This is a genomic window from Streptomyces sp. NPDC002845, assembly GCF_053591955.1.
Map to the genome: position 1 here is coordinate 23,679 of NZ_JBSFUU010000002.1, position 24,441 is coordinate 48,119.

Below are 24,441 nucleotides of genomic sequence, written 5' to 3' on the forward strand. Positions count from 1 at the left end.
CGCCCGGAGCAGTCTCCACCGGTGCCCTCGCCCGACAGCTTCACCGCCGGGCGAGGGCACCGGCGCGTTCGGCACCGGACCGGACACCGGGCCCTCGCTGCGCGAGAACGACGAGGCGATCGTCAAGGTCGCCTGGCCGGCCCGGGCGGACAGGGCAGGCCTGTGCCAGGGCGTGAAGCCGCTGCCGGCGGACGGCGAGAAGGCCGCCACCTGAAGAGCCCTCCGGGTCCCGGGCCTCGGGCCCCGGAGCCCAGGGCTCGGTTTGACCCTTTCGGCCGAGGCCCCGTAACCTTGACCGTCGGCGTGTCGACTGACGCGTCACATCCCCGTAAACCTCATCCTTCCGGGCGCCGCGCGCCACGGGAGAGGCCGTCCGCGTGCCGGGCGGCTGGACTGCGGGGGTGCCGTTCCCGAGCGAGAGAGTGAGATCCGCGTGTACGCCATCGTGCGCAGCGGTGGTCGCCAGCACAAGGTTGCTGTCGGCGACATCGTTGAGGTTGACAAGATTTCCACTGCCCAGGTTGGCGACACGGTCGAGCTCTCGACCCTGCTCGTTGTCGACGGCGACGCCGTGACCAGCGACCCGTGGGTGCTGGCCGGTATCAAGGTCCAGGCCGAGGTCGTGGACCACCACAAGGGCCAGAAGATCGACATTCTGCGCTACAAGAACAAGACCGGCTACCGCCGTCGTCAGGGCCACCGCCAGCAGTACACGGCGATCAAGGTCACTGAGATCCCCGCGGCTGCGAAGTAAGGGACTGAGGAGAGATGGCACACAAGAAGGGCGCATCGTCCACCCGGAACGGTCGCGACTCCAATGCCCAGCGGCTCGGCGTGAAGCGCTTCGGCGGTCAGGTCGTCAACGCGGGTGAGATCCTGGTCCGCCAGCGCGGCACCCACTTCCACCCGGGCGCGGGCGTCGGCCGTGGCGGCGACGACACGCTGTTCGCGCTGCAGGCCGGCGCGGTGGAGTTCGGCACCAGCCGTGGCCGCAAGGTCGTGAACATCGTTCCGGTCGCCTGACCGGACTCTTCGCGAGGCGGACCTCACTTCCCTCAGGGGAAGCGGGTCCGCCTTTCGCGTGTTGGTGAAAAGACAGTCCCGTACGTAACTGGAGGCACATCCCATGACCACCTTCGTGGACCGCGTCGAATTGCATGTCGCCGCGGGTAACGGAGGTCACGGCTGTGCCTCCGTCCACCGTGAGAAGTTCAAGCCGCTGGGCGGCCCGGACGGCGGCAACGGTGGCCGGGGCGGCGATGTGACCCTGGTCGTCGACCAGTCCGTCACCACCCTCCTCGAATACCACCACTCCCCGCACCGCAAGGCCACCAACGGCAAGCCCGGCGAGGGCGGCAACCGCTCCGGCAAGGACGGCCAGGACCTGGTTCTGCCGGTGCCGGACGGCACGGTCGTGCTCGACAAGGCGGGCAACGTCCTCGCGGACCTGGTCGGCCACGGCACGTCGTACGTCGCCGCCCAGGGCGGCCGTGGCGGCCTCGGCAACGCGGCGCTGGCCTCGGCCCGGCGCAAGGCCCCGGGCTTCGCGCTGCTCGGTGAGCCCGGCGACCTCCAAGACATCGTGCTGGAGCTGAAGACGGTCGCCGACGTGGCCCTGGTGGGCTACCCGAGCGCGGGCAAGTCCTCGCTGATCTCGGTGCTGTCCGCGGCCAAGCCGAAGATCGCGGACTACCCCTTCACGACCCTCGTGCCCAACCTGGGCGTGGTCACCGCGGGCGCGACCGTCTACACCATCGCCGACGTGCCGGGCCTGATCCCGGGCGCCAGCCAGGGCAAGGGCCTGGGCCTGGAGTTCCTGCGCCATGTCGAGCGGTGCAGCGTCCTCGTGCACGTCCTCGACACGGCCACCCTGGAGTCCGACCGCGACCCCGTCTCCGACCTCGACGTCATCGAGGAGGAGCTGAAGGAGTACGGCGGCCTCGGCAACCGGCCCCGGATCGTGGTGCTGAACAAGATCGACGTACCGGACGGCAAGGACCTGGCCGAGATGGTCCGGCCCGACCTTCAGGCGCGCGGTTACCGGGTCTTCGAGGTGTCGGCGGTGGCGCACACCGGCCTCAAGGAGCTGTCCTTCGCCCTGGCCGACCTGGTCGCGAAGGCGCGTGCCGCCAAGCCGAAGGAGGAGGCGACCCGGATCGTCATCCGCCCGAAGGCGGTCGACGACGCGGGCTTCAGCGTCGTACGCGAAGAGGACGGTCTGTATCGCGTGCGCGGCGAGAAGCCCGAACGCTGGGTCCGCCAGACCGACTTCAACAACGACGAGGCCGTCGGCTACCTCGCCGACCGGCTGGGCCGCCTCGGCGTCGAGGAGGAGCTCATGAAGGCGGGCGCCCGCGCGGGCGACGGTGTCGCCATCGGCCCCGAGGAGAACGCCGTCGTCTTCGACTGGGAGCCCACCCTCATGGCCGGCGCCGAGATGCTCGGCCGCCGCGGCGAGGACCACCGCTTCGAGGCCCCCCGCCCCGCCGCCCAGCGCCGCCGCGACCGCCAGGCGGAACGGGACGATGTGGAGCGGGAGTACGACGACTTCGAGCCGTTCTAGACGACGGCATCGGGCCGTTCCGGACGCGACGGGACGCGACGGGACGCGACGGGACGCGACGGGACGCGACGGCGAAGGGCCCCGGAGGCAGCACACGCCTCCGGGGCCCTTCGCCGTCGTAGAACAGAACCGCCTGCGACCGACTATGCACCGACTACGCGGTGACCGGGTCCCCCGCCCCGTCGCCGGACTTCTCGGCCGCCTCCCGGGGCGGCTGGAGCTCGCTCGCCGGCCGGGACTCCATCCGCGCCCGCCGCCCGTCCGCCTTGGCGCACAAGGCCTGGACCGCCTGGCCGAAGCGGACCAGGGAGGGCGGGTCGGACGGGCCCAGGAGGTGTTCCTTGAGGTCGGCGCGGGCCTTGGCGAAGTGGTCCATCTCGAGGTGGCGGACGGAGTCGAGGAGGGACGGGACGCCGTCCGCGTCCGGAGTCAGGATGACGCCCGCCGACACCGTCGGGAAGCCGGCCCGGAACGCCTCCTCGGTCATGCCGGAGGTGTTGGCGACGGCGTACGGCTTCTCGCTGGACAGCCAGTCGGAGACGACCGAGGAGACATCGCTGACCAGCAGGTCCGCCTGGTTGAAGCAGGCGAAGATCGCGGGACGCGCGTCCGTGATGATCAGGTGCTCCCACTCCGGGAACGACGCCCAGTACGCCCGCTCCCAGGCGAGCGCGGCCTCGGCGATGGCGGCCTCTCGGTCGCCATTGGGCGCGCCCTGGAGCAGCATCCGCTCCATCTCGTCCGCACTGGCACGGAAGGACGTCGAGGTCAGCGCGTCCAACTCGGCGGTGCGGCGGGCCAGTTCGGCGGCGGCCTCGGGGCCGGGGCGCGCGCCCGAGCGCTTGGTGTTCGCCTCGCGGATCATCGCCCTGATGCGCTCGTCGGCGGCACCCGCGCGCGGGTCGACCGAGCCGGTCAACGGGTGCGGCTTGTAGAGGAGCCGTACGTTGTCGTCGGCCAGCAGCTCGCGGACGATGTTCTCGCCGGCCAGGACCACCGAGGTGTTGCCGGGGTTGCCGTCCCAGCCCTCCCAGGTGGGGGCGTACAGGACCGTCGTGTACGTACCCGTCGGCGGGCCCGCGTACGGGCGGATCGGCGCGAGCTGCGGGCGGCCGACCTCCACGATGTCCTTGTCCTCGACGCCGACCTCGGCGAGCGCGTACCGCTCGCGCGCCGCGGGACCGGCGACCCACACCTCGTCGTACGCCTTCGCGTACGGGTTGCACGAGGACAGCTTGTCGCTCTCGCCGTGGTTGGTGAACGCGTGCTTGATCGTCGGGATGCGCAGCACCTGCGAGGTCTTCGCGGCGTTGGCGGGGTGCAGCATCATCTTCAGTGTCGAGTTCTCCAGGGAGAACAACGTCGAGACCGTCGGCAGGCAGACGACCGGCACGTCGGTCGCGTCGATCTTCTGCACCATGAACCGCTCACGCAGCACGATCAGCGGCCTGACGGTGCCCTCGGGGAGTCCGGGGACCTGGGGGAGCGCCGAGAGCGTGGAGAGCCACATGTTCGCCTGGTACGCCGATGTCGTACCGCCCGAGAAGTACATGGCGACGGTCGGCCTGTAGTCCGCCAGCCACGTGTCCAGCCACTTCATGACCTGCCGCTCGCTCAGTGCCCGCTTCTTCGGCAGCAGCCAGGTCGCCAGGTACGCGGTGCCGCCGCTGATCAGCACGAGCGCGACGCCGAGGCCGAGGCCGCCCCAGTACGCGTCGGTGGTCGCCGCGGAGGCGAGCAGACCGGCCGTGGCGGGGAGGGAGAACGTCAGCAGCCGGTGGGACTGGCGGCGGGCCAGGATGCGCGGCGGGGCGGTGGACAGGCGCAGCGCGGACGCGTCGATGTTGCGGGTGACGATCGGCAGCGTCCGGGAGCGGCGGACCAGGATCGCGACGGCCTGGCAGGCGAAGTTCAGTATGTGGAAGGCGCACAGCGCGATCAGCAGGGGCGCCTGCTCGCGCGTCGGGTCGATGCCGTCGATCCGCAGCAGCCCCACCAGGATCAGCATGTCGCGCAGCAGCTGCCGGATCATGGCGTCGAAGCGGACCCTGCTGAGAACCGAGAGGAGCCCCGGGTCGCGGTACTGCACGTACACGTCCAGCGCGAGGCCCGCCGCGCTCGCGGCCACGAACACCGGGATGTTCGGCAGCAGCGCGGAGACGATCTGGGCCGTGAAGAGCACGAACATCGCGAGCAGCGCGGACAGCTGTGCGATGCGGCGGGGGGTGGGGCCTGCGGAGGGCACGGGCTGGGCTCCTGCGGAGGGATTGCGGGGGATGGGGAAGGTGAAGGGCGGCCAGAGCCGCCCGACTACCGACGGTATGGCTTCCGCGGGCCGGGGAGCAATCTGCCGCGAGGACGATTGCCAAAAAGCGAACATAAGGTCAGGAATCTCGAAGGGCTGTTCACTGTCTCACCGCGTCTTGCCGCAACGGCTCCCCAGCGTCCATCCAGCGATACTCGGCGGCATCCGACCCGCGCGCTCACGTAGATTGCAGGGTGCACACACCGGGCTGGTCGGAGCAATTGGGGAATTCGGGTGTCAGCGGCAAGGCAGGGCGCTGCGGAAGCGCACAGGATCGTCGTCAAGGTGGGCTCCTCGTCCCTGACCACGGCCTCGGGCGGCCTGGACGCGGACCGGGTGGACGCCCTCGTCGACGTGCTGGCCAAGGTGCGCAGCGGCGGTGAGAAGGAGATCGTGCTGGTCTCCTCCGGTGCCATCGCCGCCGGTCTCGCCCCGCTGGGCCTGCGGCGCCGCCCCAAGGACCTGGCCCGGCAGCAGGCGGCCGCGAGCGTCGGCCAGGGGCTGCTGGTCGCCCGCTACACCGCGTCCTGCGCCCGGTACGGCGTACGCGTCGGGCAGGTGCTCCTCACCTCCGACGACATGAGCCGCCGCGCCCACCACCGCAACGCCTCCCGCACCCTCGACAAGCTCCTCGCGATGGGGGCGATGCCGGTCGTCAACGAGAACGACACCGTTGCCACGGACGAGATCCGCTTCGGCGACAACGACCGCCTCGCCGCGCTCGTCGCCCACCTCGTACGGGCGGATCTGCTGGTCCTGCTCTCGGACGTGGACGGCGTGTACGACGGCGACCCCAGCAGGGACGGTACGTCGCGGATCGCGGAGGTACGGGGCCCGGAGGACCTCGCCCATGTCGAGATCGGCAGCGCGGGCAGGGCCGGCGTGGGCACCGGCGGCATGGCCACCAAGGTCGAGGCGGCCCGGATCGCGGCGGCGGCGGGCATCCCCGTGGTGCTGACCAGCGCGATCCACGCGGCGGACGCCCTCGCGGGCAGGGACACCGGCACCTACTTCCACCCCACCGGCAAGCGCTCCGCCGACCGGCTGCTGTGGCTCCAGCACGCCTCCACCCCGCAGGGCTCGCTCACCCTCGACGACGGTGCCGTGCGCGCGGTCGTCGAGCGCCGCAAGTCGCTGCTGCCCGCGGGCATCGCCTCGGTCGAGGGCGAGTTCACCGCCGGTGACCCCGTCGAGCTGCGCGACAGCGGGGGCCGGGCGGTGGCGCGCGGGCTCGTCAACTTCGACGCCAAGGAGATCCCCCAGCTGATCGGCCGCTCGACCAGGGAACTGGCGCGCGAGCTGGGTCCCGCGTACGAACGAGAGGTCGTACACAGGGACGACCTCGTGGTGCTCCATCCCTGATCGCCCGGGCTCGCTCCGGCCCGGGAACGACCGAATCCCGGGCCTCCGGTGGGTTGACGTTCCGTAAAACCGCCCCGCGATCCGCCGCGGCCTGCTCAACTTTGTCTCAGGGAGATTCCGCACGACCCATGCAAGCCATCAAGCGATCAAGCCATAGAGAGCCGTAGAGAGCCCTTGCGGGCTTCTTGCGAGCCATTGCGAGAAGGAGGCCGTCGTGAGACGAGTGCGCCCCGGGGCGGCGGCGTCCCGCGGTGGTGGTTCCTCCCGTGGAGTGGGCGAGGAACGGATGCTGACCAGCGTGGCGGCCGGGGACGCGTACAAGGGCGAGGCGTGCGCGGAGGATCACCCGGACGAGGTGGAGCCCAAGGACCTGCCCCGGCTGTGGCACGTCACCCTGAGCGTCTCGGGTGAGGAGGCCCCGCTGAAGGAGGTACGGCGCGGCCTCGAACAGCTCGCCCACGACCATCCCTTTCTGCTGACCAGCCGCTACGCCAACGACCACGCCGAGATCCGCTACTGGGAGGAGGCCCGCGACCTCCACGACGCGGCCGCCGTCGCCCTGCGCCTGTGGGGCGAACACCGCCAGACCGCCAAGCTCCCGCCCTGGGAGATCGTCGGCCTGGAGGTCATCGACCGCGAGACCTACCACCAGCGCATCGCCGAGGGGTACGGTCCGCTGCCCGCGACTCCCGTCGGCGTACACCCCTTCTGATTTTTGACGACCACGGACCGCAACCATCAAGTGAGAAACCCCCGCGGCGAGGGTCGTGTCCCACGACGTGCCACGACGTGGTGTAGGGGATCAAGCGCTACGCGTTCCGGTACGAGGCCCGCGACGATCTCCGCAGAGGCGGCAGCCCACGAAGCGTCCCGCTGAGGCGGGTTGAACACCCGACCCGGCGGAGCCACCGTCCCCGACCTGCGGATTCCGGCGCCTTGATCCCCTACACCCCCAGGCGGGACGCCATCGCGGCGAGCACCATGTCCGCGAGAGCGGCGCCGGTTTAGGCGCAAAGAGGGGGATAGGCGATGGACCCGCCTGTCCGGAGCACTACCCTTCCAGCATGACCACGCTTTCGCCGTACGACTCGATGTCCCCGGTCACCCAGGCCGCCTACCGTGCCAAGGCCGCCGCCGCCGACCTCGCGCCGCTGCCGCGCGCCGAGAAGGACGACGCGCTGCTCGCCATCGCGGACGCCCTGGAGGTCCGTACGAGCGAAGTCGTCGCGGCCAACGCCAAGGACATCGAGCGCGCCCGCGAGGCCGGCATCAGCGAGGCGATCATCGACCGGCTGACGCTGACGCCGGAGCGGGTGCGCGCCATCGCCTCCGACGTACGGGACGTCGTGGCGCTGCCCGACCCGGTCGGTGAGGTCGTCCGCGGGTCGACCCTCCCCAACGGCATCGACCTGCGCCAGGTCCGCGTACCGCTGGGCGTCGTCGGGATCATCTACGAGGCCCGCCCGAACGTGACGGTGGACGCCGCCGCCCTGTGCCTGAAGTCCGGCAACGCGGTGCTGCTGCGGGGCTCGTCGTCGGCGTACGAGTCGAATACCGCCCTGGTCCGCGTCCTGCGCGACGCCGTCGGCGGCGCCGGGCTGCCCGCCGACGCCGTACAGCTGGTGCCGGGCGAAAGCCGGGAGTCCGTACGGGAGTTGATGCGCGCCCGCGGCCTGGTCGACGTGATCGTCCCGCGCGGCGGCGCCTCCCTGATCCGCACGGTCGTCGAGGAGTCGACGGTCCCGGTCATCGAGACCGGCACCGGCAACTGCCATGTGTACGTGGACGCGCACGCCGACCTCGACATGGCGGTCGAGATCCTCGTCAACTCCAAGGCCCAGCGCGTGAGCGTCTGCAACGCCGCCGAGACGCTCCTCGTCCACCAGGACATCGCCCCCGAGTTCCTGCCGCGCGCCCTGGACGCGCTGGCCGACGCCGGGGTCACGGTCCACGGCGACGAACGGGTGCTGGCGTACGCCAAGGACACGCGCGCGAACGTCGTCGAGGCCACGACCGACGACTGGGAGACCGAGTACCTCTCGTACGACATCGCCGCCGCCGTCGTCGACTCGCTCGACAGGGCCGTGGAGCACATCCGCCTGTGGACCTCCGGCCACACCGAGGCCATCGTCACCACCTCGCAGCCGGCCGCCCGGCGCTTCACCCAGCTCGTCGACTCCACGACGGTCGCGGTCAACGCCTCGACCCGCTTCACGGACGGCGGCCAGTTCGGGTTCGGCGCCGAGATCGGCATCTCCACGCAGAAGCTGCACGCCCGGGGGCCGATGGGGCTGCCGGAGCTGACCAGCACGAAGTACATCGTGACGGGGGACGGGCACGTACGGCGCTGACGCGCTGGGGCTGTGCTGCCGGGGTAGTGGTGCCGGCGGCTGTGTTTCGGGCGCCCGGCGTGCGCGGGGCTCGCGAGGGCTGTCGCGTGCGCGGGGCGCCCGAGGGGAAAAGGGGCGCAGTGGGGCGCTTGGGGGGACGCGAGGAGCTGTCGCGTACCTGTGAACTGTCTCGCCAGGCGGATGAATTTCCTTACCGTCTGCCCAAATTGACCACCCAGGTCTACTCTGGATTGCGTGCCGGAGGACGTGGAGGGCACGCCGTTCCCTGACGGCTGGGAGCCCGACGACGACCGCGACCGCGGGGGTATGGACGAAGAGTTCGCCTCCGTGGTCTTCGACGAGGCCTTCGTACAGGCGGCCGCGGTCCATGAGCCGACCGCCGTGGAGAGACTCCTCGCCGCCGCCCAGGCCCGCGCCGAAGCGCAGGAGGCCGAAGCGCGCCGGGCGCACACCAGGGGCGTACGCGGCGACGACGAACGCTACGAGGACGGCTTCGGGCCGGACGACGGCGACTGTCCCGGCCACGACCGCGATCTCGACGACCTCGACGACACCGAGATCCTGGAGGGCCGCTACGGCGCACCGGGCACGTACGGCCGGCTGTACGGCAAGCAGACCCGCTGGCACCGTCCCGTCGCCTGGATGCTCGCCCTCGTGATGGGCATCGGCATGGTCGCGCTGGCCTTCACCGCGGTCTACCGGGGCGCCTCCTCGAACCGCCAGGACCAGGTCCCGCCGCCCCCCGCCTCCACAGGCCTGGAACAGGGCAGCGGAACGAGCCCTTCAGCCTCGGCCGACTACTCCCAGCCCCCGGTCCCGGCGGTCCCGCGCACCCCCTGAGAGCCGCGGCGGAAAAGGCCTGCGCACACCCGGTCGGCGCTCTGGCCCGGGGTTCGACATCCGTTCGAAAACCTGGTGAGAACCTGTCAGAAGTTGTCGTGTACCACGGCGTTTACCCGGGCCTCAGGAGACCTACTCTGAAGGTATGGGCGGACCTGGAGACCCACCTGAGGGGACACCCGAGGGCGCTCCCGGTGGTGGCGAGGAAGAGTACCGATCCGTCGTTTTCGACGAATCGTTCGTCCGTGCTGCCCGCCTCCAGGAGTTCTCCGCGCAGGAGCGGATAGACGATCACGCCCCGGCCGTACGCCGCCGCCCGCCCATGCGCCGCGGCCTGACCCGGCAGGCGATGATCCTGGTCCTGCTGATCGCCGTGGCCTTCGGCACCGCGATCTACATGGGCGTACGCAACCCGTACGACACCCGGGCCGCCGAGCGGCCCACCGAACCGCTGCGGATGACCGTGATCCCCCTGTCGCCGCAGGGCCGGGTGCCCGGCTCCACGAACATCGAGGCCCTGTACGACAGCAGCCCGGCCGCCCAGTTCCGCACCGGCGCCGAGGGCATCACCATGCCGCCCACCCGGCGTACCGAGCACTTCTCCGACAGCCAGGTGGTCACCGCCCTGACCACCGTCAAGAACTACCTCGTCGCCTCCGCCCTCGACCCGGAGGTACTGAGCGGCACGACCGTACGGCCCGCGCGGATGCTGCTCGACCCGGAGCAACTCGACCAGTTCGACCAGAGTTTCGAGCGCCCGGCCGCCGACGGCAGGCACGCGCCCACCGGCTGGCTCGTCCGCTTCGACCCGTCCCGCGCCGAACTCGCCGACCCCAAGGTCCGCGTCCAAGGCACCCTGCAGGCCGCCGAGTTCGACTCCAGGACGCTCGAAGTGGTCGCCGACCACACCTTCGTCTACGCGCTGCGCCCCGCCGACGCCGACGACGACGCCAAGGCCTCCCTCTTCACCGTCCGGCGCGAACTCCACTTCCGCTTCGACGACAACGACCTGCGCACCCGCCAGACCGAACTCGTCGTCTCCTACGTCCAGGCCGGCCCGCTCGCCTGCTCCGAGGACTCGACCAACCACCTGCGCCCCCTGCTCGCGGACCAGACGGCGAAGGCAGGAGGCCCGGCCGGGACAGACCCCTACGCCACGGGAAGCGCGACGGCCCTGTGCGGCTCCCTGGCAGCGAGCGCCCAGCCCAGGGTGTGACCCCGCGCCCGGCCCGCACAGCGGCCGTGAACGGTGGCTCCGGCTGAGCCGGTGTGGCTTCGGCTGAGCCCGGGAGGCTCAGCCGGCCCTCTTCAGCGCCGCTGTCCGCCGGTCACTCGTCCGGTCACTCGTCGTCCGGACGCGTGTCCCGGCCGTTGGAGGCACCACCGCCTCCGCCGAACCCGCCGAATCCGCGCCGTACCCGGCCGCCGAGGTCGCCCGCACCGCCCGCGATGTCGTTGACCAGCTTCATCAGCGGGTCCTTGGAGCCCTTGACGTCGCTGGCGTAGCTGGCCGCCGACTGCCGGAAGGAGTCGGTCACCGAGGTCTCCTTGTCCTCGGTGCGGCGCGGGTAGTGCCCGTCCATGATCCGCTGGTAGTCGCGGGACTCGGCCCACTTCTTCAGCTCGGCCGCGCGGACCGTGGTGAAGGGGTGGGAGCGGGGCAGGACGTTCAGGATCTTCAGCACGGAGTCCCGCAGGTCGCCCCCGGCCTCGTACTCGTCGGCCTGCGCGAGGAACGCGTCCACGTTCATCTCGTGCAGATGGTTGCCGCCCGCGATCTTCATCAGGCCCCGCATCGAGGCCCGCAGGTCCTGCCCGACCAGAAGCCCGGCGCGGTCCGCGGACAGCTCCGACTTGCGGAACCACTCGCGCAGCGCGGTCACGATCGCCATGATCGCGAGGTTCCCCAGCGGGATCCAGGCCACCCGGAGCGCGAGGCTGGTCAGGAAGAGCAGGATCGTGCGGTAGACGGAGTGGCCGGAGAGCGCGTGGCCGACCTCGTGGCCGACGACCGCCCGCATCTCCTCCTCGTCGAGCAGCTCGACGAGGCCGGTGGTGACGACGATGATCGGCTCGTCCAGGCCGATGCACATCGCGTTCGGCTGCGGGTCCTGGTTGACGTACATCGGCGGGACCTTCTCCAGGTCCAGGATGTAGCAGGCGTCCCGCAGCATGTCGTTCAGGTGTGCGAACTGCGCGTCCGAGACCCGTACGGAGTCGGACAGGAACAGCAGCCTCAGGCTGCGCTCGGGAAGCAGACCGCTGAGCGCCTTGAAGACCGTGTCGAAGCCGCTGAGCTTGCGCAGCGCCACCAGCGCCGAGCGGTCCGCGGGATGTTCGTACGCCCGCGAGGAGATCCCCTCGAAGCGCCTGCGCTGCCTGCTGGGCACGTTCTCGTGCCCGTTCTGCTCGTGGCTGTCGTCGGACATGTCTTTCCCCCATGCGTCTGATGGCCCATGTGTGCCCCCGAAGCGATGTCCAGCCTAGGCGGAGATACCGTGACAGGGCAGCAACCGGTACGGAGCGATCCCATGGAGTCCCACGCCGGCTGGCTCACCGGGGCCGCGAACGCTGCCGGACAGCAGGGTCCGGGCAATCTGCTCCGCGTCGTACTGATCGTCATGGTCCTCGGATCGGTGCTGCTCGCCTGGTTCCTGCTGCGGGGGTACAAGCGGGACGACGACTGACAGCCGTTCCGTACGAGAAGGTTCCGTACGAGAAGACGGCCGACGGTCTCGTACGAGGGGTACGTACGCGGCGCCCGACGTGTTCACCGGCCGTGCGCCCTCCCCGACAGCGGAGTCGGCGTGATCGCGGCCGAGACCCCCGCATACGATGGCCCGGACGTCTTTATCCCGATCCCACACCCGAAGGTCCTGCCGACGATGAGCTTCCACAGCGCCGCCGCCCAGTTGGTCACCCTCGCCGCCGAGGGCGAGGAGCACAGCGGCAACCACGAGAGCCTCAACCCCTACCTGACCGGCGGCGGGGCCTTCGTCGCCCTCATGCTGCTGCTGTGGATCACCACCCGTTTCAACCGCGACCGCTGAATTCACCACTGAATCCACGCAAAAGGTTGTTCGACCGGGGCGCGTCGGCCGGGCCGGTAGGGTCAGCACGCATGGGAGAGCAGGCAGTGCCTACCGGTCCGGAGCGCACCACGGCGGACGACCAGGCGCACGACACGACGAGCGGCCCGATACACGGCACGCCGACCGACGTGACCTACGACACGTCTGACACGTCCGGCGCGTCGGGCGACGTCACGCACGGCATGGCGGACGGCGGGACGCACGGTCCGAGCGGCCTGGTTGTGGCGGACACATCCGGAACCGGCCCGTCAGCCCCAGGCAGGCGCCGTCTCGGCGTCATGGGCGGAACGTTCGACCCGATCCACCACGGGCACCTCGTCGCGGCCCAGGAGGTCGCCTCCCAGTTCCACCTCGACGAGGTGGTGTTCGTCCCCACCGGCCAGCCGTGGCAGAAGTCCCACCGCTCGGTCTCCCCGGCCGAGGACCGCTATCTGATGACGGTCATCGCGACCGCCGAGAACCCGCACTTCTCCGTGAGCCGCCTCGACATCGACCGCCACGGCCCGACGTACACCATCGACACCCTGCGCGAACTGCGCCAGCTCAACCCCGACACGGACCTCTTCTTCATCACCGGCGCCGACGCCCTCGCCCAGATCCTCACCTGGCGTGATGCCGAAGAGCTCTTCTCCCTCGCGCACTTCATCGGGGTCACCCGCCCCGGCCACACCCTGGCCGACCCGGGCCTGCCGGCGGGCGGTGTCTCGCTCGTCGAGGTCCCGGCCCTGGCCATCTCGTCCACAGACTGCCGTGCGAGAGTCGCCAAGGGTGACCCCGTCTGGTATTTGGTGCCGGACGGAGTGGTGCGCTACATCGACAAGCGGCAGCTGTACCGCGGCGACTGAGCCGAGAGGGGCACCGGTGAACGACCGATACGACGCTGGGCACGGGGGCGATCAGTACGAGCTCGTCGGCTACGACGAGTTCGGGCAGCCTGTGTACCGGCAGGTGCCCTCCGCGCAGCCCCCTCAGGCCCCTCAGGGCCACGACCCCTACGGCCAGGCCGCGAACAACGGGCAGCAGCAGTACCAGGGCTACGGCTACGGCTACGGCTACGACCCGTACGCCACCGGCCGACAGCAGCCGGTGTCCTCGTACGACACCGGACAGCAGCCCCCGACCGCCCCCTACGACACCGGTCACCAGCAGTCCGCCTACTACGACCCCCACGGCGGCGGCGCTCCCACGGGCCCGGCCACCGGCTACGACCCCTACGGGTACGGACAGCACGCGAGCACCGGGCAGCAGCCCCCGGTCGCCGAGCAGACCGCCTACATCCCGCAGCAGGCCGGCCCCGCGGAGCCCGCCGGGGACAGCCGGACCCGACCCGGTGACCGCCCTGGTGATCGCCCTGGCGACGGATCGGGCGAAGCGGCCGGCGAAGGTGAACGGGACTACCGCACCGAGCAGTTCGCCTTCGTCGAGGAGCCCGACGGCGACTCCGAGGACGTCATCGACTGGCTGCAGTTCACCGAGAACCGCACCGAGCGCCGCGAGGAGGCCAAGCGCCGCGCCCGCAGCCGGATCATCGCCCTGGTCGTGACCCTCGCCCTGGTGGCGGTCGGCGGGGTCGGTCACCTCTGGTTCGCGGGCAAGCTGCCCGGCTCGTCCGCGAAGGAGACGTCCGGCACCACGACGGCCGCGGGCGCCCAGCAGCGGGACGTGATCGTCGTCCACCTGCACCACACCGGCAAGGACGGCACCTCCACGGCGCTGCTGGTGAACAACACCACCACCGAACGGGGCGCCACCGTCCTGCTGCCCAACTCCCTCGCGCTGACCGCCGAGGACGGCTCCGCGACCACCCTCGCCAAGTCCGTCGACGACGACGGCTCCTCCGGGACCCGTGACGAACTCGACACCGTCCTGGGCACCAACATCGAGGGAACCTGGCGCCTCGACACCCCCTACCTGAACAACCTCGTCGAACTCGTCGGCAACATCGACATCGACACCGACACCGATGTGCCGGACCCGAAGGCCAAGAAGGGCCAGGCTCCCCTCGTCAGCAAGGGCGAGGGCCAGACCCTCAGCGGCAAGATGGCCGTCGCCTACGCCACCTACCGAGCCTCCGGCGAGTCCGAGAACGCCCAGCTGGAGCGGTTCGGGCAGGTCATGCAGGGGGTGCTGCGCAAGCTGTCCTCCGACTCGCAGGCCGCCACCGTCACCGTGCAGACGCTGGCCCAGATCCTCGACCCCTCGCTGACCGACAAGGACCTCGGCGCCTTCCTCGCCAGGCTCGCCGACCTCGCCAAGGGCGGCGACTACGAGACGGCCCTGCTGCCGGTCCAGCAGGACGGCACCCTCAGCACCGAGGACTCCGACGGAGTGGTCAAGGACCTGCTCGGCGGCACCGCGAAGAGCCCCGAGGCCGGCGACGCCGTCCGGGTCGGCATCAGGAACGCCACCGGCGACAAGGACGCCTCCGAACAGGCCCGCGTGGTCCTGCTCAACGGCGGCTACACCTTCCTCGACGCCGGCACCGCGGGCACCGCCGAGGCCGGGTCCCGGATCACGTACTCCGACGCGGCCCGCAAGGACGACGCGGTCGAGGTCGCCAAGACCCTCGGCCTGCCGACCAGCGCCGTCGAGAAGGGCGAGACCACGTCCAACGCGGACGTCTCGGTCGTACTGGGTGAGAACTACACCGGCAAATAATCCGGCGCCCCCTCTGGGAGGGGGCGCCGGTATGCAGTGAGGCTTGTCGGGGTCCGACGGAAAGCCTTGTATTGAACCCTCCCCGTACGGGGATTCCTGGCTCACACTGCCAGATCGTTCGACGAACGGCCTGGTCCTACGCGATCGACGCCAGCCGGGTTGGAACCTGCCCGGTGGATGATGTACTTGAAGGTGCTGCCGTGCTGGCTTGGTTCTCGCTCAGCACGGTGCCGAAAGTAGCACTTGCCCCAGTCCTGAAGGCCGGGGTTCCCCCGAAAGGATGAGGGTGACTTCCACCAATCGCGCCATCGAGCTGATCAACGTGGCCGCCCAGGCGGCCGCCGACAAGCTCGCGCACGACATCATCGCGTACGACGTCAGCGATGTGCTGTCCATCACAGACGCCTTTCTGCTCGCCTCCGCGCCCAACGACCGCCAGGTCAAGTCGATCGTCGACGAGATCGAGGAACGGCTGAACAAGGAGCTCGGCGCCAAGCCGGTGCGCCGCGAGGGCGACCGCGAGGCCCGCTGGGTGCTGCTCGACTACGTGGACGTCGTGGTGCACGTCCAGCACAGCGAGGAGCGCGTCTTCTACGCCCTTGAGCGACTGTGGAAGGACTGCCCCGAGCTGGAGCTGCCCGCCGATGCCCGCGCCACCCGCGGCAAGGCCGAGGAGCACGCCAAGCTGCAGGAGGCCGAGGACGCCGCCGAGCTGGGCGGGGAGCTGCGGTGAGCGGTGCCATGACGAGTACGACCAGTACAGAGCCCGGGCAGAAGCCGGGGCGGGGCCGCCGCGTCATCCTCTGGCGGCACGGCCAGACCTCGTGGAACGTGGAGCGCCGCTTCCAGGGCACCACGGACGTCGACCTCACCGAGACCGGTGTCGGCCAGGCCCGCCGCGCCGCCCGGCTGCTCGCCTCCCTGCAGCCGGACGCGATCCTCGCCTCGGACCTCAAGCGGGCCGCCGAGACGGCCGGCGAACTGTCCGCGCTCACCGGCCTGGAGGTGACGCACGACGAGGGCCTGCGCGAGACCTACGCGGGCGTCTGGCAGGGGCTGACGCACGAGGAGATCATCGGGCGGTACGGCGACGAGTACGTCGCCTGGAAGCGCGGTGAGCCGGTCCGCCGCGGCGGTGGCGAACTGGAGACCGAGGTCGCCGACCGCGCCGCCCCGGTGGTCATGCGGCACGCCGACAAGCTCCCCGCGGACGGCACCCTCGTGGTGGTCAGCCACGGCGGCACCATCCGCACCACGATCGGGCGCCTCCTCGGTCTGGACCCCCACCACTGGGAGAGCCTCGGCGGTCTCTCCAACTGCTGCTGGTCCGTCCTCGGCGAGGGCGCCCGCGGCTGGCGTCTGCTGGAACACAACGCCGGCACCCTGCCCGAGCCGGTCCTCGGCGACGACGACTGAACGCCCCTGCCCGTGCTGGGACCCGGATTTCACTTTCCGGCAGGTCGCAGGCTAAAGTTCTTCTTGTTCGCCCCGCCGAGCGGGGCGAAACACCATGCGGCTCAGCCGCGTGGCACGAGGGGCTATAGCTCAGTTGGTAGAGCACCTGCATGGCATGCAGGGGGTCAGGAGTTCAAATCTCCTTAGCTCCACAGATCGAACCGAAGATCCCGTTCCCGTCAGGGGGCGGGATTTTTCGTACCCACGCGGCACACTCTTCCTGAACCGGCTTGAGTCACTTGGGGCCCCCGAGGCGTATACCTCTGCGGACGCCGGCCGCCGTGTCCGGACTGGTACGAGGGCGTCGCTGACCGTATTGGTCCGGCCGTGGCAGAATCAAACGGCCGGAAGGGGGCGCGGCCCGACGGGAGGGAGAAAGCGATGCCTGCGAGCATCCGCGGGGAGGTCGACGATCTCCTCGAACCGGTGGTGATACGGAAGAAAGCCACCCGCCTCGACTGCCCTTCCTGCGGCTCCTTCCACGTCGCCCAAGTTCTCGGTGACAACGGCGGGATCTCGTTCGTGTGCACGGCCTGCGGCCACAGCTGGAGCTGATCGATGGGTGCGCACAGGAGGAAATGCGACTGGTGCGGCAGCGGTACGCCGATTGTCCGCGACATGGAACCGGTCAACAGCGACTACCAGTACTGGTGCGAGGAATGCGCGAGGGCGCTGATCATAAAAGGCGACCCGATCGAGACGTACCGCGAGCTGGAGGGCGAGCCGATCTACGGCCGGCTCCTGGAGGAGCACTGCACGCTCAAGCGGTTCTACTCGTTCGTGACGGCCTGACCGTCACGCGCGCGGGCTGCGACGGAAACGATTTGGTGTTGGCCCCCGATGACCGTGTAATGTTGGCGTCGCCGCCGGGGCACCGGCGGCCCGGTCAATACGCGGCTCCACCGCGTGGCCGCAAGGGGCTATAGCTCAGTTGGTAGAGCACCTGCATGGCATGCAGGGGGTCAGGAGTTCAAATCTCCTTAGCTCCACAGAAGTTCCATGGAACAGAGCCCGTCCAACAGGACGGGCTCTTCGCATTGTTGACGATGTGTCGGAGACAGACGAAGGGCGGGCCACCCGACACGGTGGCCCGCCCTTCGTCTGTCTCCGGCTCAGCGGCCGCTGCCGAGGGCCCGGCGGCCACGCCCCGGGGAGAGCACGGGGAGGTTGTTGCGGGACGGCGCCCGCTCCGTCTGCTCCTCGATGCGCAGGGCGAGCGCCGGGCAACGGCGCACGGCGCGCATCGCCTTCGCCTCCGCATAGCGGGGAACCGCGGCCTGCGCGACGGTGGGGAAGCCGTCGGCGCCGAGTTCGAAGACCTCCGGGAGGATGTCGGCGCACAGGCCGTGCCCGCGGCACAGCGTCCAGTCGACGTGGATCTTCTGGCGGCTGGGGCCGTTCTCGCCCTCCGAGGCGCCCGGGATGCCCGTCGGGGCCCTGCCGCCCTCGAAGAGCGGCAGAACGCCCTCCACGGGCCTTCCGCAGCCGTTGCCGAGGACATGGGCGGCCAGGTCGTCCGTGAACGCCTTGATGGTCGACTCCAGGAACATCGCCGAGCCGTCCGGGTGCGAGCACGCGCCGCGCCGCTTCACGTTCTTGGCGACCTGCTTGACCGCCTCCAGGGCGGCCGGGCCGCCGCCGTTGAGGATGTCCTCCATGCCGCGCGCGGCGGCGGGCAGGCCGAGGTAGCAGGGACCGCACTGTCCCGCGCTCTCCTCGGCCAGCCACTTGGCCACCATCAGCGACTCGCCCAGCGGGCAGGTCTCCTGGGTGATGGGGAGGATCGCGCCGGCGCCGAGCGCACCGCCCACCGCGTCCAGGGAGTTGCGCGAGACGATCGCCTCGTTGACCGTGGCCGCGTCGATCCACTTGCCGTGGTAGCCGCCGGTCAGCACGCCCTGCGGGACGGGCGGGGCCCCGGCGAGCTGCAGGATGTAGCGCAGCGGTACACCCGTGGGGGCCTCGATCACCATGGGGCGGGCGACCGCGCCGGAGACGGTGAGCATGACGGTGCCCGGCTCGTCGTACAGGCCGGTGTTGCCGTAGCGCTCGGAGCCGATGCGGGCGCCGATCGCCAGCTGGGCGAAGGTCTCGGCGTTGGACAGCAGTGTGGGCGCGCCCCCGACACCGTTCTGCGACGCACTGACCTTGCGGCCCGGAGGGATGGCCGGGCCGCCGTCGATCGAACGGATCAGCGAGGCGGCCGCCCCGGTGACCATCCGTACCGGATTGCGCTGCACGCGCGCGCGTATCGCCGCGCCGCGCCGGTTGCTCAGCCCGCGCTCGGAGAGGGCCGCCTCCATCGACCGCTGGGTGGATTCACGTGTCACCCCGATGACGAGCTGGCGGGCGCCCAGGGCTTCGGCGACCAGCAGGGCGCCGTCCAGGATGAGGTGCGGGGCACGGTTGATCAGCACCGTGTCCTTGCGGCAGGCGGGCTCGTCCTCACTGCCGTTGACGACGACCACGGGCCTGATGCCGCGTTTGATCGCCGACTCGGCGACCGACCGCAGCTTCTTGTGGAACGGGAAGCCCGCGCCGCCGCGCCCCTTGAGGTTGATGCGCTCGGCGAGCTGCGCGAGTTGCTCGCCACCCATCGGTTCCAGCGGACCGTGCACCTTCAGGTGCATGGGGAGGTCGAGTCTCTCGACGAGGTCGAAGCCCGAGGTGAGCTGGGGGAGCCCCACCACTCGGACTTCGGGGACGTCGGGAAGGGCCTCGTTCACTTAAAGCCTCCGGAAGGCGCGTTCCAGGGTTCGCCTGAGCCCGGCGAGTCGAAGGCGCCGGGCAGCGTTTCAGTGGCGGGACCGCTGTCGTACGTGTCGTTCGTGTTGTACGTGTCGTAGGGGCTGTTCGTTTCAGTCGTTCCGTAGGGAGTTTCGGTGATTCCCGGGTACGCGACGCCCGCGGCGGTGTCGTACAGCGGGTCGTACGCGGACGGGGGCGCCTCGCCGACCGGCGGCGGGGACGGGGCCGGCCAGCGCGTGCCCGTGGTGCTGCCGCCGTCGACGGGCGGCAGTGTCTGCGTGGGCTGCATGTCCGCCGGGAACTGCGCGGACTGGGGCAGGTCGGGTATCTCCGGTTCCTGCGCGCGCGGGGACGCTGACACGGCACGGTAGGCGGCCGCGAAGCCGGGGCCGGTGTCCGGCGCGTCGACGCGCTGGATGGACTCGTAGATCGTCGGGGACGGCGTCCGCTGCGGCGGCACCGTGGAGTCCCCGAAGGGGTCCGCCCCACCGCGGGAGCCGAAGCCCGGCAGCGGCGTGTCGGCCCGGCGGCCACGGTCGGCGCCCCCCAGGGCCTCCTCCGCGACCCGGGCGCGGCTCGCGTCGAGAGCCTCGCGGGCGGACGGGGTCTCGGAGCCCAGCACCGCGAGGATCTTGTCGGCCACCTGGCGCTTGAACCGGAGGGGCGCCGAACGCAGGGCGAGGGCGGCGGCGACCCCGACCAGGCACAGGCTGTACAGGATCACGAAGAACGGCTTGGCCTCTCGACCCGCGTAGAGTCCGTGGACCAGCGCGAAACACCAGGCCGGGTAGGCCAGCATGTGGAAGGCCCGCCAGCGTGCGGCGAGTGCGGGGGACGCGAAGACGCTGCGCAGCGCGCCGGTGACGGCCGTGATGATCATGAGCATGGCGGCCAGGGAGCCGAAGCCGATGAGTACGCCGGTGCCCATGACGGCGTCTTCGTCCGTGAAGGCGAGGCTGAAGGGGATCAGCGCGCCGAGATACGTCGTGTGTTCGAGCACGAGCTTGACCGAGATGTGCACCACCAGGAAGGCGACCGAGGCGATGGCGGTCGTGCGGTGCACGGCCTGCGCCACGATGCGCTGGCGCACGTTGAGGAACATCCGGTCGCTGGCGACCAAGCCCCAGATGACCGAGCAGGACAAGGAGACCAGCGACAGCACGCCGGCGCCGAAGTTGAGGAACTCCCGGAAGTTGTCACCTCCGACCAGCACGATCACGGGTATGAGCAGCAGAGCGGCAGCGGTCACCGCCCCATAGGCCGAGCGGCCGGGCATGGGGAGCGAGCTGTTACTGCGACGAGGGTTCATGGGGGCAACTCCGAACAGTTCGGGAAAGCGGTCCCGCCGTCGCACTCTAAGTGGTGGGCAAACCGAGCAGTACGAGATTTGAGTTATTGCGTTGTTACCAAAGGGCAATCGGACACTTGTGTTGCCCCTTAGTGCCCGTTACGCGAAGTAATATTTGAATATTGTTCAGCTTTTCGGGGTGGGTTGTGGTGGATGACACTCGGTGCCGAGGCGTGTCGACCCGTGCGGAGCGGTGCCGAGGTGCCCGCGGAAGCTCGTCGCGACGCGCGCGGGGGCTGCGGTACCCTGACGCCATGCGTGCCGTACGCCTTCTGCTTAGCGAGCCGCGCTGATCAGTCCCGACCGCCCGTGGAACGCGGTCGGAATCGGCGCGGCGTCCCCTCCTGTGCGAGGGGATTTTTCGTTTCTTGGATGTCGCAGCCGCTGGCAGAGACGATCGATGGAGCTTTGAGGATCATGAGCGAGACGAACCCCGCCGCCACTGCCGCTGGGGCGGCGGAGGCCGCGCCGCACCGCTACACGGCCGCCATGGCGGCCGAGATCGAGGCACGCTGGCAGGACTTCTGGGACGCCGAGGGCACGTACGCCGCGCCCAACCCGAGCGGCGACCTGGCGGGCGATCCCGAACTGGCCGCCAAGCCCAAGAAGTTCATCATGGACATGTTCCCGTACCCCTCCGGTGCGGGCCTGCACGTCGGCCACCCCCTGGGCTACATCGCCACCGATGTGTTCGCCCGGTTCCAGCGGATGACCGGCCACAACGTCCTGCACACCCTGGGCTTCGACGCCTTCGGCCTGCCCGCCGAACAGTACGCCGTGCAGACCGGCACGCACCCGCGCGTGTCCACCGAGGCCAACATCGAGAACATGAAGATCCAGCTGCGCCGGCTGGGCCTGGGCCACGACAACCGCCGGTCGTTCGCCACGATCGACCCGGACTACTACAAGTGGACCCAGTGGATCTTCCTGCAGATCTTCAACTCCTGGTACGACGACGAAGCCGACAAGGCCCGCCCGATCGCCGAACTGATCGACCGGTTCGAGACCGGTGAGCGCGCCGTACCCGGGCACACGCGCGCGTGGAGCGAGCTGAGCGACGTCGAGCGAGCCGACGTCCTGGGCGAGTTCCGCCTGGCGTACGCCTCCGACGCGCCCGTCAACTGGTGCCCCGGCCTGGGCACCGTCCTGGCCAACGAGGAGGTCACCGCCGACGGCCGCTCCGAACGCGGCAACTTCCCCGTCTTCAAGGCCGAGCTGCGCCAGTGGAACATGCGCATCACCGCGTACGCCGACCGCCTGCTGGACGACCTGGAGGCGCTGGACTGGCCCGAGGCCATCAAGCTGCAGCAGCGCAACTGGATCGGCCGCTCCGAGGGCGCCCGCGTCGACTTCCCCGTAGACGGCGAAGCGATCACGGTCTTCACCACGCGCCAGGACACCCTGTTCGGCGCCACCTACATGGTGCTGGCCCCCGAACACCCGCTGGTCGAGAAGTTCACCCCGGCCGCCTGGCCCGAGGGCACCCACGACGTGTGGACCGGCGGCCACGCCACCCCGTCCGAGGCCGTCGCCGCCTACCGCGCGCAGGCCGCCTCCAAGTCCGATGTCGAGCGGCAGGCCGAGGCCAAGGACAAGACCGGCGTCTTCACCGGCGCGTACGCGACCAACCCGGTCAACGGCGAGCAGATCCCCGTCTTCATCGCCGACTACGTGCTGATGGGCTACGGCACCGGCGCGATCATGGCCGTACCGGCGCACGACACCCGCGACTTCGCCTTCGCGCGCGCCTTCGAGCTGCCGATCCGCTGTGTGGTCGAGCCGGCCGACGGTCGCGGCACGGACACGTCGACGTGGGACGACGCCTTCGTGTCGTACGACGCGAAGATCGTCAACTCGGCGGGTGACGATACGGTGCTGGACGGCCTGGGCGTCGTCGACGCCAAGGCGCGCATCACCGAGTGGCTGGAGCGCAAGGGCATCGGCGAGGGCACCGTCAACTTCCGCCTGCGCGACTGGCTGTTCAGCCGCCAGCGCTACTGGGGCGAGCCCTTCCCGATCGTCTACGACGAGGACGGCGTCGCCCACGCGCTGCCCGAGTCGATGCTGCCCCTGGAACTGCCCGAGGTCGAGGACTACTCGCCGCGCACCTTCGACCCGGACGACGCCGACACCCAGCCCGAGCCCCCGCTGTCCCGCAACGAGGACTGGGTCGACGTCACCCTGGACCTGGGCGACGGCCGCGGTCCGCGCAAGTACCGCCGCGAGACCAACACCATGCCCAACTGGGCCGGTTCCTGCTGGTACGAGCTGCGCTACCTGGACCCGCACAACAGCGAGAAGCTGGTCGACCCGGCCGTCGAGCAGTACTGGATGGGCCCGCGCGAGGGCATGCCCCACGGTGGCGTCGACCTGTACGTGGGCGGCGCCGAGCACGCCGTACTGCACCTGCTGTACGCCCGCTTCTGGTCCAAGGTCCTCTACGACCTGGGGCACGTCTCCTCGGCCGAGCCGTTCCACAAGCTGTTCAACCAGGGGATGATCCAGGCCTACGTCTACCGCGACAGCCGTGGCATCGCGGTGCCGGCCGCCGAGGTGGAGGAGCGCGACGGCGCGTACTACTACCAGGGCGAGAAGGTCTCCCGGCTGCTGGGCAAGATGGGCAAGTCCCTGAAGAACGCGGTCACTCCGGACGAGATCTGCGCCGAGTACGGGGCGGACACCCTGCGCCTGTACGAGATGGCCATGGGCCCGCTGGACGTGTCGCGGCCGTGGGACACGCGCGCGGTGGTGGGCCAGTTCCGGCTGCTGCAGCGGCTGTGGCGCAACGTCGTCGACGAGGCGACCGGCGAGGTGACGGTGGCCGACGCAGAGGACGCCGACATCGACGCGGCCACCCTGCGCGCCCTGCACAAGGCGATCGACGGCGTACGGCAGGACCTGGAGGGCCTGCGGTTCAACACCGCCATCGCCAAGGTCACCGAGCTGAACAACCACCTGACCAAGGCGTCGGGAGCCGTGCCGCGCCCGGTCGCCGAGGCCCTGGTGTTGCTGGTCGCGCCGCTGGCCCCGCACATCGCCGAAGAGCTGTGGCGCAAGCTGGGCCACACCGACTCGGTCGTCCACCGGGACTTCCCGGTCGCCGACCCCGCGTACGTCGTCGACGAGGCCGTGACCTGCGTCGTGCAGATCAAGGGCAAGGTCAAGGCACGCCTGGAGGTCCCGCCCTCGATCACCGAGGAGGAGCTGGAGAAGGCCGCCCTGGCCGACGAGAAGATCGTCGCCGCACTGGACGGCGCCGGCATCCGCAAGGTGATCGTGCGGGCGCCGAAGCTGGTGAACATCGTCACGGCCTAGGCTGGAGGCCGGGTGGGGTAGCGAGGCGGGCCCTACAGGCTCACCAGTTGGATTAGCGATCCGTAGCGATCCCGTGGCGGAATGTCACGCGCACGCCCGGCGCCCAGGCGACGTCGGGCACCCTCCTCGGTGAGGTCGCGAGAGTTCACCGACCAGCGTCCGGAGGGACGTGTCACGAGGGCTGACGGCTTCCGCTGTTCAGCACCAGGGCACGAAGGCGACTGGCTCATATCCCCGAGCAACACGGGGGGATCCCTAAGCCAATCAGAGACGCTTGGGGTCGTCCCCTACGGGGAAAGTACGGGCAGGTTCGGGGTTCTGGTGGAACTCCGGGCCTGCCCGCAGCGTTTACCGTTGAAGAGCACGCGGCAGCTGCCGCGCGGAGCGGATTGCGCGCGGGGCGC

The 24,441-nt window shown here is 70.3% G+C and carries 21 protein-coding genes and 2 tRNA genes; 19 read left to right on the forward strand and 4 right to left on the reverse strand.

Translation table 11 applies throughout. The features are described 5' to 3' along the window. The first annotated feature begins 433 nt into the window (after positions 1-433). From rplU to obgE, 3 genes are all read left to right on the forward strand, one after another. The gene (gene rplU, locus ACWD3C_RS01360; RefSeq protein WP_007449531.1) at positions 434-754 is read left to right on the forward strand and encodes a 50S ribosomal protein L21; all 321 of its coding nucleotides are present in this window, start codon (positions 434-436) and stop codon (positions 752-754) included. A 14-nt stretch (positions 755-768) separates the two neighbouring features. Further along, the gene (gene rpmA, locus ACWD3C_RS01365; RefSeq protein ID WP_030051735.1) at positions 769-1,023 is read left to right on the forward strand and encodes a 50S ribosomal protein L27; all 255 of its coding nucleotides are present in this window, start codon (positions 769-771) and stop codon (positions 1,021-1,023) included. 103 nt (positions 1,024-1,126) lie between these two features. Next, positions 1,127-2,563, forward strand: coding sequence for a GTPase ObgE (gene obgE / locus ACWD3C_RS01370; RefSeq protein ID WP_451138813.1), 1,437 nt, complete (start codon positions 1,127-1,129; stop codon positions 2,561-2,563). Between the two features lie 154 nt (positions 2,564-2,717). On the opposite strand, the gene ACWD3C_RS01375 is transcribed toward obgE, so the two are convergent. After that, the gene (locus ACWD3C_RS01375) at positions 2,718-4,808 is read right to left on the reverse strand and encodes a hypothetical protein (protein ID WP_451138815.1); all 2,091 of its coding nucleotides are present in this window, start codon (positions 4,806-4,808) and stop codon (positions 2,718-2,720) included. Between the two features lie 294 nt (positions 4,809-5,102). On the opposite strand from ACWD3C_RS01375, the gene proB reads away from it, so the two are divergent. The 5 genes from proB to ACWD3C_RS01400 all read left to right on the forward strand — a co-directional run bounded on the left by proB (position 5,103) and on the right by ACWD3C_RS01400 (position 10,637). After that, positions 5,103-6,230: a glutamate 5-kinase gene (gene proB / locus ACWD3C_RS01380; RefSeq protein WP_451138817.1), complete on the forward strand. Its 1,128-nt coding sequence runs from the start codon at positions 5,103-5,105 to the stop codon at positions 6,228-6,230. Positions 6,231-6,453: 223 nt separating this feature from the next. Then, entirely contained in the window at positions 6,454-6,942 is a 489-nt protein-coding gene (locus ACWD3C_RS01385; RefSeq protein WP_451139210.1) for a hypothetical protein, read from the forward strand. Between the two features lie 352 nt (positions 6,943-7,294). Next, positions 7,295-8,581 carry a glutamate-5-semialdehyde dehydrogenase gene (locus ACWD3C_RS01390; protein ID WP_451138819.1) on the forward strand — a complete coding sequence of 429 codons (1,287 nt, stop codon included), beginning with the start codon at positions 7,295-7,297 and terminating at the stop codon, positions 8,579-8,581. A 234-nt stretch (positions 8,582-8,815) separates the two neighbouring features. Next, on the forward strand, positions 8,816-9,421 hold the full coding sequence (locus tag ACWD3C_RS01395; protein WP_451138821.1) for an SCO2584 family spore wall biosynthesis protein: 606 nt from the start codon (positions 8,816-8,818) through the stop codon (positions 9,419-9,421). Positions 9,422-9,566: 145 nt separating this feature from the next. Continuing rightward, a complete protein-coding gene (locus ACWD3C_RS01400; RefSeq protein ID WP_451138823.1) occupies positions 9,567-10,637 on the forward strand; it encodes an SCO2583 family membrane protein in 1,071 nt (356 codons plus the stop codon). Positions 10,638-10,761: 124 nt separating this feature from the next. Here the strand turns inward: ACWD3C_RS01400 and ACWD3C_RS01405 are convergent, their stop codons facing one another. Next, a complete protein-coding gene (locus ACWD3C_RS01405) occupies positions 10,762-11,850 on the reverse strand; it encodes a M48 family metallopeptidase (protein ID WP_451138824.1) in 1,089 nt (362 codons plus the stop codon). 102 nt (positions 11,851-11,952) lie between these two features. On the opposite strand from ACWD3C_RS01405, the gene ACWD3C_RS01410 reads away from it, so the two are divergent. The 10 genes from ACWD3C_RS01410 (at position 11,953) to ACWD3C_RS01455 (ending at position 17,615) form a co-directional block, all read left to right on the forward strand. After that, positions 11,953-12,108, forward strand: a complete 156-nt coding sequence (locus ACWD3C_RS01410) for a hypothetical protein (RefSeq protein ID WP_451138826.1) — start codon at positions 11,953-11,955, stop codon at positions 12,106-12,108. Positions 12,109-12,306: 198 nt separating this feature from the next. Next, on the forward strand, positions 12,307-12,471 hold the full coding sequence (locus ACWD3C_RS01415) for a hypothetical protein (protein ID WP_451138828.1): 165 nt from the start codon (positions 12,307-12,309) through the stop codon (positions 12,469-12,471). A gap of 224 nt (positions 12,472-12,695) precedes the next feature. Next, a complete protein-coding gene (nadD, locus tag ACWD3C_RS01420) occupies positions 12,696-13,358 on the forward strand; it encodes a nicotinate-nucleotide adenylyltransferase (protein WP_451139212.1) in 663 nt (220 codons plus the stop codon). A gap of 16 nt (positions 13,359-13,374) precedes the next feature. After that, positions 13,375-15,171 (forward strand): LCP family protein, encoded by a 1,797-nt coding sequence (locus ACWD3C_RS01425; protein ID WP_451138830.1) that lies wholly within the window; start codon positions 13,375-13,377, stop codon positions 15,169-15,171. Positions 15,172-15,457: 286 nt separating this feature from the next. Continuing rightward, positions 15,458-15,904, forward strand: a complete 447-nt coding sequence (gene rsfS / locus ACWD3C_RS01430; RefSeq protein WP_451138832.1) for a ribosome silencing factor — start codon at positions 15,458-15,460, stop codon at positions 15,902-15,904. A gap of 8 nt (positions 15,905-15,912) precedes the next feature. Continuing rightward, a complete protein-coding gene (locus tag ACWD3C_RS01435) occupies positions 15,913-16,587 on the forward strand; it encodes a histidine phosphatase family protein (protein WP_451138834.1) in 675 nt (224 codons plus the stop codon). A gap of 118 nt (positions 16,588-16,705) precedes the next feature. Next, positions 16,706-16,778, forward strand: a tRNA-Ala gene (locus tag ACWD3C_RS01440). Positions 16,779-17,007: 229 nt separating this feature from the next. After that, positions 17,008-17,181 (forward strand): hypothetical protein, encoded by a 174-nt coding sequence (locus tag ACWD3C_RS01445; protein ID WP_451138836.1) that lies wholly within the window; start codon positions 17,008-17,010, stop codon positions 17,179-17,181. 3 nt (positions 17,182-17,184) lie between these two features. Next, entirely contained in the window at positions 17,185-17,418 is a 234-nt protein-coding gene (locus tag ACWD3C_RS01450; protein WP_356572862.1) for a hypothetical protein, read from the forward strand. Positions 17,419-17,542: 124 nt separating this feature from the next. Next, a tRNA-Ala gene (locus ACWD3C_RS01455) sits at positions 17,543-17,615 on the forward strand. 123 nt (positions 17,616-17,738) lie between these two features. On the opposite strand, the gene ACWD3C_RS01460 is transcribed toward ACWD3C_RS01455, so the two are convergent. Together ACWD3C_RS01460 and ACWD3C_RS01465 are read right to left on the reverse strand one after the other, a co-directional pair. Beyond that, positions 17,739-19,352 (reverse strand): NADH-ubiquinone oxidoreductase-F iron-sulfur binding region domain-containing protein, encoded by a 1,614-nt coding sequence (locus ACWD3C_RS01460; RefSeq protein WP_451138838.1) that lies wholly within the window; start codon positions 19,350-19,352, stop codon positions 17,739-17,741. Then, positions 19,349-20,683 carry a cytochrome b/b6 domain-containing protein gene (locus ACWD3C_RS01465; protein WP_451138840.1) on the reverse strand — a complete coding sequence of 445 codons (1,335 nt, stop codon included), beginning with the start codon at positions 20,681-20,683 and terminating at the stop codon, positions 19,349-19,351. The genes ACWD3C_RS01460 and ACWD3C_RS01465 overlap by 4 nt, the downstream gene beginning before the upstream one ends. 456 nt (positions 20,684-21,139) lie before the next feature. On the opposite strand from ACWD3C_RS01465, the gene leuS reads away from it, so the two are divergent. Then, on the forward strand, positions 21,140-24,037 hold the full coding sequence (gene leuS / locus ACWD3C_RS01470; RefSeq protein WP_451138842.1) for a leucine--tRNA ligase: 2,898 nt from the start codon (positions 21,140-21,142) through the stop codon (positions 24,035-24,037). Positions 24,038-24,441 lie beyond the last annotated feature (404 nt).

Bases quoted from the DNA above. Each gene is read 5' to 3' on its own strand.
- ACWD3C_RS01435 (WP_451138834.1), top strand. From the start codon at position 15,913: ATGACGAGTACGACCAGTACAGAGCCCGGGCAGAAGCCGGGGCGGGGC.
- ACWD3C_RS01400 (WP_451138823.1), top strand. From the start codon at position 9,567: ATGGGCGGACCTGGAGACCCACCTGAGGGGACACCCGAGGGCGCTCCC.
- obgE (WP_451138813.1), top strand. From the start codon at position 1,127: ATGACCACCTTCGTGGACCGCGTCGAATTGCATGTCGCCGCGGGTAAC.
- rpmA (WP_030051735.1), top strand. From the start codon at position 769: ATGGCACACAAGAAGGGCGCATCGTCCACCCGGAACGGTCGCGACTCC.
- ACWD3C_RS01390 (WP_451138819.1), top strand. From the start codon at position 7,295: ATGACCACGCTTTCGCCGTACGACTCGATGTCCCCGGTCACCCAGGCC.
- leuS (WP_451138842.1), top strand. From the start codon at position 21,140: ATGAGCGAGACGAACCCCGCCGCCACTGCCGCTGGGGCGGCGGAGGCC.
- ACWD3C_RS01405 (WP_451138824.1), bottom strand. From the start codon at position 11,850: ATGTCCGACGACAGCCACGAGCAGAACGGGCACGAGAACGTGCCCAGC.
- ACWD3C_RS01445 (WP_451138836.1), top strand. From the start codon at position 17,008: ATGCCTGCGAGCATCCGCGGGGAGGTCGACGATCTCCTCGAACCGGTG.
- ACWD3C_RS01450 (WP_356572862.1), top strand. From the start codon at position 17,185: ATGGGTGCGCACAGGAGGAAATGCGACTGGTGCGGCAGCGGTACGCCG.
- ACWD3C_RS01465 (WP_451138840.1), bottom strand. From the start codon at position 20,683: ATGAACCCTCGTCGCAGTAACAGCTCGCTCCCCATGCCCGGCCGCTCG.
- ACWD3C_RS01415 (WP_451138828.1), top strand. From the start codon at position 12,307: ATGAGCTTCCACAGCGCCGCCGCCCAGTTGGTCACCCTCGCCGCCGAG.
- ACWD3C_RS01410 (WP_451138826.1), top strand. From the start codon at position 11,953: ATGGAGTCCCACGCCGGCTGGCTCACCGGGGCCGCGAACGCTGCCGGA.
- nadD (WP_451139212.1), top strand. From the start codon at position 12,696: ATGGCGGACGGCGGGACGCACGGTCCGAGCGGCCTGGTTGTGGCGGAC.